At 37.6% G+C, this 12,437-nt stretch carries 15 protein-coding genes; 3 read left to right on the top strand and 12 right to left on the bottom strand.

Features of this window, described 5'->3' with window-relative positions:
• Window positions 1–2: 2 nt before the first annotated feature.
• The 7 genes from V6R96_RS11465 to panD form a co-directional block, all read right to left on the bottom strand.
• The gene (locus V6R96_RS11465) at window positions 3–1,232 is read right to left on the bottom strand and encodes a PP2C family serine/threonine-protein phosphatase (protein ID WP_336378889.1); all 1,230 of its coding nucleotides are present in this window, start codon (window positions 1,230–1,232) and stop codon (window positions 3–5) included.
• A gap of 38 nt (window positions 1,233–1,270) precedes the next feature.
• Window positions 1,271–2,314: a TerY-C metal binding domain-containing protein gene (locus V6R96_RS11460; RefSeq protein ID WP_111956398.1), complete on the bottom strand. Its 1,044-nt coding sequence runs from the start codon at window positions 2,312–2,314 to the stop codon at window positions 1,271–1,273.
• A gap of 19 nt (window positions 2,315–2,333) precedes the next feature.
• Complete coding sequence (locus V6R96_RS11455; RefSeq protein ID WP_336378890.1) at window positions 2,334–2,972, bottom strand: VWA domain-containing protein; 639 nt, start codon at window positions 2,970–2,972, stop codon at window positions 2,334–2,336.
• A 78-nt stretch (window positions 2,973–3,050) separates the two neighbouring features.
• Window positions 3,051–3,722, bottom strand: a complete 672-nt coding sequence (locus V6R96_RS11450; protein WP_111956394.1) for a TerD family protein — start codon at window positions 3,720–3,722, stop codon at window positions 3,051–3,053.
• A gap of 31 nt (window positions 3,723–3,753) precedes the next feature.
• Complete coding sequence (locus tag V6R96_RS11445; RefSeq protein WP_111956392.1) at window positions 3,754–4,329, bottom strand: TerD family protein; 576 nt, start codon at window positions 4,327–4,329, stop codon at window positions 3,754–3,756.
• Window positions 4,330–4,503: 174 nt separating this feature from the next.
• A complete protein-coding gene (locus V6R96_RS11440; RefSeq protein ID WP_336378891.1) occupies window positions 4,504–5,529 on the bottom strand; it encodes a lysylphosphatidylglycerol synthase transmembrane domain-containing protein in 1,026 nt (341 codons plus the stop codon).
• Window positions 5,530–5,532: 3 nt separating this feature from the next.
• Window positions 5,533–5,883, bottom strand: coding sequence for an aspartate 1-decarboxylase (gene panD, locus V6R96_RS11435; RefSeq protein ID WP_034706528.1), 351 nt, complete (start codon window positions 5,881–5,883; stop codon window positions 5,533–5,535).
• Window positions 5,884–6,281: 398 nt separating this feature from the next.
• Between panD and V6R96_RS11430 the strand changes: the two genes are divergently transcribed.
• On the top strand, window positions 6,282–6,572 hold the full coding sequence (locus V6R96_RS11430) for an HU family DNA-binding protein (protein ID WP_002976900.1): 291 nt from the start codon (window positions 6,282–6,284) through the stop codon (window positions 6,570–6,572).
• A gap of 332 nt (window positions 6,573–6,904) precedes the next feature.
• Here V6R96_RS11430 and pdxH read toward each other — a convergent pair whose 3' ends face one another.
• Window positions 6,905–7,546: a pyridoxamine 5'-phosphate oxidase gene (gene pdxH / locus V6R96_RS11425; protein WP_336378892.1), complete on the bottom strand. Its 642-nt coding sequence runs from the start codon at window positions 7,544–7,546 to the stop codon at window positions 6,905–6,907.
• A 24-nt stretch (window positions 7,547–7,570) separates the two neighbouring features.
• Between pdxH and V6R96_RS11420 the strand changes: the two genes are divergently transcribed.
• Window positions 7,571–8,119 carry a YqgE/AlgH family protein gene (locus V6R96_RS11420; protein ID WP_111956384.1) on the top strand — a complete coding sequence of 183 codons (549 nt, stop codon included), beginning with the start codon at window positions 7,571–7,573 and terminating at the stop codon, window positions 8,117–8,119.
• Between the two features lie 106 nt (window positions 8,120–8,225).
• Window positions 8,226–8,807: an N-acetylmuramoyl-L-alanine amidase gene (locus tag V6R96_RS11415; RefSeq protein ID WP_336378893.1), complete on the top strand. Its 582-nt coding sequence runs from the start codon at window positions 8,226–8,228 to the stop codon at window positions 8,805–8,807.
• An 80-nt stretch (window positions 8,808–8,887) separates the two neighbouring features.
• Here the strand turns inward: V6R96_RS11415 and V6R96_RS11410 are convergent, their stop codons facing one another.
• The 4 genes from V6R96_RS11410 to V6R96_RS11395 all read right to left on the bottom strand — a co-directional run bounded on the left by V6R96_RS11410 (window position 8,888) and on the right by V6R96_RS11395 (window position 12,437).
• Window positions 8,888–9,697, bottom strand: coding sequence for an aminotransferase class IV (locus tag V6R96_RS11410; RefSeq protein ID WP_111956380.1), 810 nt, complete (start codon window positions 9,695–9,697; stop codon window positions 8,888–8,890).
• A gap of 77 nt (window positions 9,698–9,774) precedes the next feature.
• Entirely contained in the window at window positions 9,775–10,161 is a 387-nt protein-coding gene (locus V6R96_RS11405; protein ID WP_111956890.1) for an START-like domain-containing protein, read from the bottom strand.
• 188 nt (window positions 10,162–10,349) lie between these two features.
• Entirely contained in the window at window positions 10,350–11,525 is a 1,176-nt protein-coding gene (locus tag V6R96_RS11400) for an aspartate aminotransferase family protein (protein ID WP_336379140.1), read from the bottom strand.
• Between the two features lie 135 nt (window positions 11,526–11,660).
• Window positions 11,661–12,437: a hypothetical protein gene (locus tag V6R96_RS11395; protein WP_223560089.1), complete on the bottom strand. Its 777-nt coding sequence runs from the start codon at window positions 12,435–12,437 to the stop codon at window positions 11,661–11,663.

The raw sequence follows: 12,437 nt of genomic DNA, 5'->3' as shown, positions 1-12,437 counted from the left end.
GTTTAATAGATTATGGCCAGTGTTCTGTCATCATGATTTCCCCGGCTCCAGAAATCGGTCCAGGCAAGAAGCTGTTGATCAATATGGGTATCGTTAATAAAATCTACTTTCGCCCGGTCATCGTTGTTCCCGGCCAGATCATTAAAGAATGCTTTCCAGCTGTCAATATCTTCAAGCCTGTTTTCTGTCATGAATTTCGGGTCGTAAATACCATCTGTCATCAGTACGAGATAGGAAAAATCATTCACACAGGTTATTCTAAATCTTGAAACCATATCATCACTGAAGATCTCTTTCATCGTGATAAAACGGGTTCCGCCGCCAAATTCTCCAACATCCATTTGATTAAGAAGCTTTACTTCAGAAAAATCAGGACTGATCAGGTTGATCGGGCAGTCTCCCACTCCAAAAGTGAGAATGACATAACCGAAATCAAACTTTTTTGTCAGCGCAAAAATCAATGTTGTGTGGAAATCTTTTATAGAAAATGAATGCTCTGCTGCCGTTTGATCCAAAATATTATAAACATGAAGAACACCTTTATACAAGAGCTTTAAAACATTTTCTCCAGCTTCGGACTGTATTTCTTTTGATGAATCAGAACTATTATAAACGATTTCAATATTTTGTTCGATTCTGTTTAAAATTTCTTCTGAATTGAAAAAACTGTTTATAGAAACGACTGCCAATCTTGAACCTTCTCTTGCCATAATTGCGGAGCCGGCACCATCAGCAACTGAAACAATGCTCCAACCTCCGGGAAGCTCGTTCACCGCAAAATCATCATCTCTGAATTTTCCTTCATGGGCATGTGAACGTCCTCTTTTTGAAACAACGGTGATTTTTTTATCCAGAAATTTCCCTTCGTAGGAGGTTTCATCAGGTTTATGGTAAACATCGTTGGTGTCGGATGAAATATTCTTCCAAAGGTCTTTCGGATCTGCATTCACGAACAGATGTACTTTTTTGATCTCCGTACTGTCTTCATCATGGGTATGATAGAATTCAATATCCAGATCATGGACACTGTTTACATACGGAATTCCGGATATTTTATTGTTTTCGAAAGTAAGTCCTGTCTCCTGAAGATTGGCAATATTTTTAATCTTTATATTCGGAAAGTCATCCATCTCAAAACGGTATTCATAGAACTGCTTTGAACTGGCATTTTTAAGCACCAGATGAACTTCTTTAAATTCTTCTATTTCTCTGTAAATAAGAGCTTTTTCCATGGTTTTGTGTTGGGTTTTGGCAATAGGATTTCCTTTCGTTATCCCAGCGTTCGGTTAATATCAAATCCTTCGCTGGAAAATCCGTAATAATCCGAAGTTCCGCACCATGGACATTTGTTGTACCCTTCTCCTTTCAAACAGTGAATTCCGCCGCATGAGCAGGTTGCCAATGCGATGGGATTGGCACAATGAGGACATGACGTTCCTCCCTGAAGTTCTTCTATCGAAATTTTAAGATTATTTTTCTGGGAAGAGGAAAGCCTGTAATAGGATTTCTCGTCAATTTTATAGGCTCCATCCAATCTGTAATATCTGGTAGACATTCCCGGTATGCTTGATTCGGCGAATGTCTTTTTAAACTTCATTAAATACAGTTTCTCCGTTTCTGAGCATTTCCCGTTTAAAACAACAAAATTATTATCCGGAAACTTCTGCTCGAGTTCAGGGTCTACTTTTTCGAGAATAATAGAATCGATCTTGGAAAGATTAATTCCTTCTTTATTGGCTTCGGTAACACTCTGGCTGGTTGTTTTAATGGAATCAGTCACCCATTTGAAAAATTCTTTATAGGAATTTTCATCAGAATTATTGAACAGTAAAACATTGTCCGACAAAGTCCCAAGCAGCTTATAATTGGTATTTTCGCCTATCGAAACCGCAATCGTATTGGGTTTTCCATGGTATTTATTGTTCCATCTTTCGATAGCTTTTGTGGCATCATCGGTAGGAACGCCGTCTGTAAAAAGAAAAACAATCGGTTTCCAGTCGCCTTTTCTTTCGTAAGTTGTCTTCACAATATCCCTGTCTATGCAGTCCATCACTTTAATAAGCCCCTGAGACAGCGATGTACCGCTTCCAATCGGGATTTTTGGAGGATAAAAGCTGATGATATCCTGAAGCGGCGTAATGACCTCAGCCTCTCCCGCGAAACCTATAATGGAAATATAGACCGTTTCCAGCGAATACGGGTCTTTCTTTAATTCTCTGATGATATTGGCAATACCTTCCTGTACCTGCTCAATAGGTTCTCCAACCATAGATTCGGAGACATCGACTAAAAAATAAATGGGCAGTCTTCTCATGATTATAAAGACAAGTGATTTAGATAATAATATTAAGCTCGGATGGCGGCGGAGGCAGCGGTGTACTTTCTCCCATTCCCTGTGATTTTCCTCCCATCGTGATGGAGGAACTTACCCATTTGAAAAATGAGGAAAGCGTAATCGCATCGGTAGTATCCAGTTTTACCACGTGATCTGTAAGCTCCTTCAGAAACTGCTCATCTGCTTTTGGACCTGCAGCACAACCTACGATAGCGCCAAATTCCAGATCTCTGATCACAGGGATCATTTGTCTGTATTTCTGGATATCGGAAGGCTTTCCGTCAGTAAATATGAACAGCAGCGGCCGCCAGTCTTCTTTTTCATCCGAAGATCCTTTGATCAGTTCTTTTTTCACCAATTCCGCAACCATCTCCAATGCCGCACCAGTATGGGTGGGTCCACTGTCCGGACAGGTAATTTCCATAGGATAAAAACTGGCCAGATCGGTCAACGGAATGATATTTTTAACCTCACGGTCAAAAGTGATCACGCTCAGATGAAGGCTGTCCATCGCCTGGGGATCTGCCCGGAGCATGCTTATCAGCCCGTTAAATCCGTTATTCAGTGCCTGGATGGGTTCTCCGTTCATAGAACCTGAAGTATCCAGTAAAAAGTATGCTAATAATCTCCTGCTCATGGTATGGTGTTAATTCTGAAGCCGGCAGCGGAAGTTGAAAACTTCCCTGCCGGCTTTATGTTTGATAAAAACCTGGGACTAATTGGAATATGCGTATTGTTTAAGGATCTCAATAAAATTATCGGTCTGATGTGGCTCTCCGATAGCACGGAACTTCCAGTCACCATTGTGACGGTAGGCTTCAGCAAAAACCATCGCACATTTACCATTCATACTGGCATCCCCTGAAAGGCTGTATTTTGTAATCTCTTTACCTTTAGCATCTACGGCTCTGATAAAGGCATTCTCGATCATTCCGAAATGCTGGTTATTCTGCTTTCCCTGGTAAATGGTCACCAGGAATAATATTTTCTGATAACTCTGGTCCAATTGGTCGAGTTTGACGATGATCTGCTCATCATCACCATCTCCGGCACCAGTTCTGTTGTCTCCTGTAAGCCATATATTACCGCTTGGATGCTGCATGGAATTAAAGAAAACCACATCACCCTGATACAATGCGATCTGCCTGCCCTCGTTAGTCTGTACCGTTTTTCCAAGATTGGCTACTTTACCGTTTCCGTCTAAAAGAAAAGCAACGGCATCCAGATCATACTCCGCCTCTTTGCTGAACAGTTTTCCAAAGAAACCGCCCTGTTTCCTTACATCCCATCCTAAACCGATCGTTACTTTTGAAAGGTCGTAAACACTTTCGCCACGGTCATTTTTTCTTAAATCAATCGTCTGACCTTTCTGTAAATTAATTGCCATAGTTATCGTTTTTGTGTATTTGAAAATATAGTTATTTTATGATCTGTCCTTTGTAGTATTTCTCAAGGAAGAAAGCAAGGTCTGCCCTGTAGCCTATTCCTGAGGCTTCAAATTTCCAGCTTCCGTTTCTTTTGTATAAACGTCCGAATTCTACTCCGGTTTCGATAGAGAAATCTTCATCCAGCTCATATTTTGCGATCTCCTGATTGGTACTGTTATCCACAATTCTGATGTATGAATTTCTTACCTGTCCGAAGTTCTGCTTTCTCCTTTCAAAGTCTTCAATAGTGACCACGAAAAGAATTTCTTCAGCTTTCGGATCTACTTTTTCAAGATCTACAATAATCGCCTCATCATCGTCACCGTCACTGTTTTTACCGCTCGGATCATCTCCTGTATGTGTCAGTGCACCATCGGGAGACTGAAGGTTATTATAAAAAACAAAACATTCCTCATTGATTAATTTTCTGTCGGAGTCAATCATGATGGCAGAAGCATCCAGATCGAAGTCGAAACCGGTCCCTTCATTCGGATCCCAGCCCAGTCCTATCGTCATTTTTGTCAGTCCTATCTCGATCTTCTGTCCTTTCTGTAAATTAATTGCCATAGTGTTTTAGATTATTAATTATTTTTTGTTTAAGATAAATGTGATTTGTGGAATGACCAAATTTATTGATAAAAAAATGAATGACATGCGGTAATGCTTCATTTTAATAGGGTTTTAACATAAAAAAAGCCCAATTATAAAATTGGACTGTATCATTAAAAGTTATTGTTGAACTTAATTTTCAAATTCTTTTTCAGAAACTGCTTTTTCTCTTGCTTTAGCTAACATCGGAATAGAAATAAGTCCCATCACCAACATAATGGTGATCTGCAACGGAAGTGAAATAAATGAATAGGTCAGTCCCATTTCACCTCCTAATTCCGCGCTTTTCCCCATTGAGATAAATAAAGCCATAAATCCATACTTCATAGCCAGATTAAATGCACCAATCCCTCCGCTTGCAGGAACGATCATTCCTAAAGTACCAACAACGATAATAAAAAAGCCATCGGCAATAGTAAAATTAGAGGTTTCAGGAAGTGCAAAACACACAAGATAAGCTGCAAAATAGTAGCAAACCCATATTCCTATAGTATAAAGGATGAATTTCCCTTTTTCTTTTAATTTAAATATTGTTGCTAATCCTTCAAAAATTCCATCAATAAAACTCACAACCTTTCCTAGAAACGGAACACCTGCAAGTCTTTTTCTAAATATAAAGAACAGGACTGTTCCCATCGCTAAGATTAAAAGAAGAAATAGAACATTATTTGGAACCTGAATATCTGAATTTTCATAGAAAGACAGAATAGCTTCATATTTAAACAACAGTGTCAATCCCAGAAATCCCAGCATACAGATAAGATCCACTACTCTTTCCAGGATAATTGTTCCGAAAGATTTGTCAACAGGAACTTTTTCCACACCATACAAAGCTGTAGCCCTTGCTACTTCACCACTTCTCGGGATGGTAAGATTCATCAGGTATCCGAAAGATATGGACCAAAGTGAATTTGAGTTAGATATTTTATGTCCCATCGGTTCCAGCATCAGATTCCAACGCACAGCCCTGAACCAGTAAGCCAGTATACCGAAAACAGAAGCAAACAGTACCCACAGGTAGTTAGCTTTCGCTAAAGATGCCTTAATAACCTTAAAATCAAGACCTTTTAAAGCAAGCCATAAAAAAAAGCCTGCAAAAGCAAGCGATATTACTATTGTTAGTATTGATTTTAAAGGATTCTTTGATTTTTTTTCCATAGATTAGGTTAGAAGATTTGTTTTTTCATCCGGGAAAACAATTTTTGGCTGAAATACTTTCGCTTCCTCGGGTGTCATCTGTGCATAAGCAATAATGATAATAATATCATCTCTCTGTACTTTTCTTGCAGCAGGCCCATTTAAGCATACTTCTCCGGATTTCCTTTTCCCTTTGATAACGTAGGTATCAAAACGTTCTCCATTATTCACATTGACGATATAGACTCTTTCTCCTACTACCAGACCGGCAGCTTCTATAAGATCTTCGTCGATCGTTATACTCCCAATATAATTAAGGTCTGAGGCCGTAACCCGTACCCTATGGATCTTAGACTTGAAAACTTCTATTAACATTCTGCAAATTTATTAATAAAAATTAATAAATCGGTCTTTTGAAATCATTTTAAAACTCCCATAAACCCAGTCATTTAATTTTGTACTACACAAGCTTTCAGGCTATTATTTATAAAATCAACAAACATATCGGTAAAAATATTAATACTTTATACATAATTTAGGATTTAATAAATACAGGAAATAATATTAATTTTTTGCTAAAGTCAATACTCATAAGCATTTGGCATGATTTTAGTGAGCGGTAACGTAGATTTTACGTGGAAAGTGAAATTATCATATTTTAACTGTTTTCATCAAAAAGCAAAAAAATTTTATAACTTTTAATAAAATAATTGCACAATTAGAAAATAGTATTATATTTGCTATAATTACGAACTAACTTAATATTAAAAATTATGAACAAGTCTGAATTAATCGACGCAATCGCAAAAGATGCAGGAATCACTAAAGTTGCAGCTAAAGCTGCTTTAGAATCATTCATTGGTAACGTAACTACTACTCTAAAGAAAAAAGACGGAAAAGTTTCTTTAGTAGGATTCGGTACTTTCTCAGTAGCTGAGAGAGCTGCTAGACAAGGGATCAACCCTGCAACTAAAAAACCAATCAAAATTGCTGCTAAAAAAGTTGCTAAATTCAAAGCAGGAGCTGATTTATCTAATGCAGTTTCTGGTGCTAAGAAAAAATAATCATTCAGATTAAAAATTCAAAGGCCGTTTCTAAGGAAATGGTCTTTTTTTATGGATATAAATGACTTCGGGACCTCCGTCATCCAGAAATATTGAAGCAAAAAAGAAGTGATTCTGATTCTTTAAGTTTTGGCTAAAGCCGTTTCAATGTTTATAAATTGAAAGCGGGCTAAAGCCCGCTCCTATTGAATTTTAAATGATATTTTTCAAGATTAAAGAGATCAGGAATGTTCTTTGAATAAAGACTACCAAATTCTGATAAATCTATCAAAACTCCCATCCTCCGGTATCCACCCTCTAACTTCTAATCTCTAATTTCTAGCTTCTAATTCCTATGGTGCTAATCTAGAAATCTTCCAGTCCAGGTCTTCAAGCTGATAAACAATCCTGTCATGAAGGCGGTTGGGTCTTCCTTGCCAGAATTCAATCTCATAGGGTTTTGCGATATATCCGCCCCAGTTAGCAGGTCTTGGGACCTCACTGGTTTCATATTCTTTTTCCAGTTCTTTTAACTTTTCTTCCAGAAACTCCCTGTTCGGAATTGCCTGACTTTGGGGGGAAACGACCGCTCCAAGCTGACTTCCTTTAGGCCTTGAATGGAAATATCCGTCACTCAGGTTTTCTGCAATTCTTTCAAGATCTGCTTTAATAATGATCTGCCTTTCGAGATTTGGCCAGAAAAAACTAAGACAGGCCTTATGGTTGTTTTCTATTGCTTTTCCTTTTCTGCTGGTATAGTTGGTATAGAAAATAAATCCTTCATAAGTATATTCCTTAAGCAGCACCATTCTGGTCCTCGGACATCCATCTTCCTCTAAAGTAGAAACAGCCATGGCATTGGCTTCTGAGACCGCCGGACTATTGCTGGCCTCGAGAAACCAGTCTCTAAACTGTTCAATGGGATTTTGTTTTATCTCACTTTCAATAAGTTGGGATTTCTCATACACTTTTCTCTTGTCGTGCAGGTTTTCCATAAATATTTTTTATTAAATTTGAGTATGAATTACTCATACAAAGGTAAAATATTAATTTCCACACCTGACATTTCCGGCGATATTTTTTCGAGATCGGTGGTGTTGATCGTTGAGCATAACGAAAGCGGGGCATTTGGTTTGATATTGAACAAAAAAAACAGCCAGATGAGTAGTAAGTTCAAAAACTTTTTTGATTTCAAAATAGAGGTTTATGATGGTGGTCCTGTGGAAAACGACAAGGTCTTTTTTATCGTTAAAGAAAAAAAGGTTACCGAGGTCTATTCTGAGATCAGTAAGGGATTTTATATTACGGAAGACATTGAAAGCATTATCAGTGCTGTTCTTAATAAAGAACTCAGCATCAATGATGTGAAAATTTTCTCAGGATACTCAGGATGGTCTGCCGGACAGCTGGATGATGAGATACAGAGGAAGATGTGGACTGTAGTAGATATTTATAATTTAGACTATACACTTCCTAATGATCAGACCCTCTGGAAGTCGATTATGCAGAACCTTGGCGGGGAATATCTGCTATGGGCCAATTCGCCTGAAGACATTTCTCTTAACTAGCTGAATTCCTATCCGATACACTTTAAAAACATTAACAAATTTTAAGATTATGTTAACCAATTTTAAAGAAAGAATTCACGTTATTTGAAAAACCAAAACCACTGACATGAAAGGAATCAAATTACTTGCTTTATCAGTCTTTTCTGCTTCATTTTTATCATTTACTCCTATCAATAAAAAATATATTGTCATTGATGCCGGACATGGCGGAAATGATATGGGGTCAGTATTCGATAAATTCTCTGAAAAAGAGATTACAATAAATATTGCCAGAGAGATCCAGAAACTGAATGAAAATCATGATCAGTATGAAGTGGTATTGACGCGGGATTCTGACACATCTCCAACCCTTCAGGATAGAACAGCCATAATCAACAAGCTGAATCCTGAAATTGTTATTTCTCTTCATATGAATAGCAGCCCTCACAAGGAAACTCCAAAACAAGGGACTGAAGTGTATATTCAGAATACTGACGGTTCAAAAAAACTTGCAGAAAAAATTTCAAAGAAATTTAATGTCGCTAAAATCGAGGAACGTAATCTCCACATGCTGAGAGAAACAAAAGCTCCTGCAGTATTGGTAGAACTTGGCTTTATTAATAATACTAAAGACAGGGAATATGTTACCAGCGAAAACGGACAGAAAGAAATCGCTCAAAAATTCACAGAGATCATCCGTGAATACTAAATAAGAAACAATTTCTGATTATTCAGAATAAAACCCGGTAAAGGACTTGGGTACTTTGTTGTTTACCGGGTTTGTCAATTTTAAAAACTATTCTTCCAGCTTTCCACCATTTCTATAAAACGGGAGCTTTCAAAAGTTTTATTTCTTATTTTACCTACACAAAATATGCCTTTCTCATCAGAGATCATTAAAATCTCTTCTGCCTTTTGTGATTCAAAAGCTATTATCTCATGTTCCTGAACATCGGCAAGGTTATTTTTATGTAAGAAAGTCACGAAATTCTCCATCAACGGAGAGATGTATGCACCTTCGGACTGCTTGGGAACTTTTATGACATTTCCTTCTAAAAATAATAAATTTCCGGAAGTTGTACGCGCAATCCTTTTGTTCGGATTAAGCAGAATGACATCATCCAAATCATTTTCTTCCGCATAAATGCCTCCGTAAATATTTTCCGGACAATGAACCCTGATATTGCTTAACAAATTATTGTTTACATTGATTTCCTTGATAAGATCCATTTCCAGTGCTCTCTGGTGAACCGCAAGTACATCGTCCGATTCCGTTACTTCATAAAAATATGATACGGAAGATTTTGAAACGGTCACCGCATCATTATTTCTGAAAACCTGAAAATTGATTATTCCATTTTTTATTCCTCTGCCATCAATAACATCTTTATGAAAAAGGGTCTGAAAAAATTCCAGGGTATAGGTAAGCGGAATATTCATTCTCATTTTTCTCATGGAGGCCATTAAGAAGAAATAACATTCCTCATCCATAATCAATTCTCCGTTTCTCACGAAGAAAGAAACCTTCACTGCGTCGCCCAAAAGGAACGCTCTGTTCTTTACATTTAATCCGTCTGATGTAAAATATTGATTTTCCAATTTTTGAAGTGATTTATTTATAAAAAAATAATGAACGATAAATCGTTCATCAGTTTTACCATTCAATAGTGTACGGCTTATGCCGCACCTAATTTTATTCTAAGGTTTTCTATAAGGTTTTCCCAATACAGTGCATTTTCTTCTTCACCACCTTCTTCACAGAAATCTGTAATATTTAAAGCCAAATCTTCTGTAATATCATCTATTGTGATCGTCATTTCAAAGAAATTTTTAGTTCCCTCATCTTCTTCCCATCTGAAACGAACGAAACCTTCAGGCTTATATCTAATCAAAGTGGCCTTTTCAGCAGGTCCTCCTCCCCAGCTAAAAAAGAAATCATCGCCTTTCTCTGTTACCTCATCCGCAAACCATTCAGATAATCCCTCTGCCGTCGCCAGATATTCGTATAAAATCTCTGATAAACAATGCATTGGAAATTCGTAATGGACTTTATGTTTAGCCATATAATCTTTGTTTTTATCGTCCCGCAATATATAAATTAATTTTTTTATTACACTAAAAAGCGGTTATTTTTTTAAAGAATCTTCATGATATTTATCACAGCTTTTAAATATTTTATGAATATAATTTTCAGTCCGAAAACTGCCATGTAATACATAAAAAAACTCTCCAAAATGGAGAGTTTTATCGTCTATTTTTCATTTAAAACATCCAGAATGATCTGGCATCCCTGTCTGATTTCATCCATCGAAATAGTAAGTGGCGGCGAAATTCTCATGTATTCATTTCTGTAGAGCTGCCAAAATACAATAAGCCCCTTTTCCATACACTTTTTAGCCACTTCAAGGGTATATTCTGGTGTTCTGAGATTTACGGCCAGCATTAAGCCTTTTCCGTTGATATTTTTAATCTTTGGATGGACAAGCAGTTCTCTGAACAGTTTTTCTTTTTCTACGGTTTCATCCATCAGACCGCTTTCTAAAACTTCTTTCAAGGTAGCATAACTGGCGGCTGCAATCAGAGGATTGCCTCCAAATGTTGTAATATGTCCCAACTTTGGTGAATGTGACAAGGTTTCCATAATTTCCCTGGAGCTCATAAAAGCACCTACCGGCACTCCTCCGCCCATTCCTTTGCCCATTACAAGGATATCCGGAACAATTCCGAAATGCTCGAAAGAGAATAATTTCCCGGTTCTGCCAAACCCGGGCTGAATTTCATCGAGGATCAGAAGTGCACCTATTTCTTCACATCTTCTTTTAAGCTTGATTAAATAATCGCCTTCCGGAACTAAAAATCCTGCTGCTCCCTGAATGGTTTCAAGAATCACACAGGCAGTTTTATCTGTAATTTTATCCAGATCATTTTCATTGTTGAATTCTATAAAGCTGACCATAGGCAACAACGGGCGGAATTCTCTTTTATGGGTTTCGTTTCCGGACACACTCAATGCGCCGTGCGTGTTACCGTGATATGAATTTTTAAAGGAAACAATTTCTTCTCTTCCTGTATAACGCTTAGCCAGCTTAAGACTTCCGTCAATAGCTTCTGCCCCACTGTTTACCAGGTAGGTAATTTCCAGGGGATCGGGGGTGGCTTCTGCAAGAAGTTTGCACAATGCTACAGGTTTTTCCTGTGCATATTCTCCATATACCATTACATGCAGGTATTTATCTGCCTGCTCCTTAATGGCTTCCACCACTTTAGGATGTGAATGCCCTAAAGTATTGGCAGAAACGCCTGCCACGAAATCCAGATATTTTTTTCCATCTGTTCCGTAGATATAACTTCCTTCTGCTTTTTCCACTTCAAAACCTGCGGCAAATTTTGTGGTCTGTGCCTGATATATAAAAAAGTCTTTATGCATTTCCATTTCGCAAAAATTTTCAGCAAAGCTAAAAAAGATTCAGCACATGTAGAAATTATCTGTCGGGAATAAAAAAATCACCCCTGATGATCTCAAGGGTAATTTAATATAAATAATAAAAAGTAGAAGACTAATTTAAAGTACTTTTTCGACTGTTACATAACTGTTGTTAATCACATTATAAGCAGTTGTTCCCCCGACTTCAGAAATAGCCTCTAAAGTAATATACTGTCCCTGAACTGCATACACTGAAAAATCCAGGCTGATTTTTCTGACCGTGCCATCAAAATTCACCGCATTTTCCAAAAGCTGGAATCTCTTGGCATCGTTGACATATAAACTTGCTCCCAGTCTGCTGCTAAATGTACCTGCAGCACCTGTAAAGTTCAGGCTTACATTAATTCTGTACAAACCGCTTTGACGGATATAAAGCCTGTTTAAATCTGCACCTGTTGTCGGAACATTTGTTTTAAGCTTTAACGGATCTGCTAAAAAATTAGGCTTGTCAATTAAGGAATTAATAGGCAACATTACAGAACCTGAAGTCGTATTGACAGGATTTATCGTAAACCTGGAAATATTATCAGATTCAATTTCAAAGGCTTTGCTCCACACAAGCCCGTCGAATACCATTACCTGGCCTGTACTTTTCACAAATATGAGCATGCCTCTTAAAACTTCTATCCTTGTGGCAGGAGCGTTTACTCCGGTATAAGGCAAATCGGTGGCAGTTTCAACCGCAGGTAAACCGAAACCTTTAACTCCGGTTGCTTCACTTGTATTTGTTATGTACATCATTACCTGATCATTACCATTAGCATTGGAATCAGGGTTTGGTATGTTTGTAAAATTAACTTGCGCACTGTAAATGCTTATTGAAAACAAGAACAGGCAGAATATATATTTTTTCAT

The sequence above is a fragment of the Chryseobacterium sp. CCNWLW53 genome (assembly GCF_037083525.1).
GTDB lineage: Bacteria > Bacteroidota > Bacteroidia > Flavobacteriales > Weeksellaceae > Chryseobacterium > Chryseobacterium lathyri.
Note: the sequence above shows the minus strand (reverse complement) of the source record. Positions and strands in the feature narration are given on the sequence as shown.

What these genes read in the sequence shown, in the direction of transcription:
- V6R96_RS11430 (WP_002976900.1), top strand. Translation starts at nt 6,282, where the DNA reads ATGAACAAGTCTGAATTAATCGACGCAATCGCAAAAGATGCAGGAATC.
- V6R96_RS11455 (WP_336378890.1), bottom strand. Translation starts at nt 2,972, where the DNA reads ATGAGCAGGAGATTATTAGCATACTTTTTACTGGATACTTCAGGTTCT.
- V6R96_RS11405 (WP_111956890.1), bottom strand. Translation starts at nt 10,161, where the DNA reads ATGGCTAAACATAAAGTCCATTACGAATTTCCAATGCATTGTTTATCA.
- V6R96_RS11400 (WP_336379140.1), bottom strand. Translation starts at nt 11,525, where the DNA reads ATGCATAAAGACTTTTTTATATATCAGGCACAGACCACAAAATTTGCC.
- V6R96_RS11420 (WP_111956384.1), top strand. Translation starts at nt 7,571, where the DNA reads ATGAATTACTCATACAAAGGTAAAATATTAATTTCCACACCTGACATT.
- V6R96_RS11395 (WP_223560089.1), bottom strand. Translation starts at nt 12,437, where the DNA reads ATGAAAAAATATATATTCTGCCTGTTCTTGTTTTCAATAAGCATTTAC.
- V6R96_RS11450 (WP_111956394.1), bottom strand. Translation starts at nt 3,722, where the DNA reads ATGGCAATTAATTTACAGAAAGGTCAGACGATTGATTTAAGAAAAAAT.
- V6R96_RS11445 (WP_111956392.1), bottom strand. Translation starts at nt 4,329, where the DNA reads ATGGCAATTAATTTACAGAAAGGACAGAAGATCGAGATAGGACTGACA.
- V6R96_RS11440 (WP_336378891.1), bottom strand. Translation starts at nt 5,529, where the DNA reads ATGGAAAAAAAATCAAAGAATCCTTTAAAATCAATACTAACAATAGTA.
- V6R96_RS11465 (WP_336378889.1), bottom strand. Translation starts at nt 1,232, where the DNA reads ATGGAAAAAGCTCTTATTTACAGAGAAATAGAAGAATTTAAAGAAGTT.
- pdxH (WP_336378892.1), bottom strand. Translation starts at nt 7,546, where the DNA reads ATGGAAAACCTGCACGACAAGAGAAAAGTGTATGAGAAATCCCAACTT.
- V6R96_RS11460 (WP_111956398.1), bottom strand. Translation starts at nt 2,314, where the DNA reads ATGAGAAGACTGCCCATTTATTTTTTAGTCGATGTCTCCGAATCTATG.
- panD (WP_034706528.1), bottom strand. Translation starts at nt 5,883, where the DNA reads ATGTTAATAGAAGTTTTCAAGTCTAAGATCCATAGGGTACGGGTTACG.
- V6R96_RS11415 (WP_336378893.1), top strand. Translation starts at nt 8,226, where the DNA reads ATGAAAGGAATCAAATTACTTGCTTTATCAGTCTTTTCTGCTTCATTT.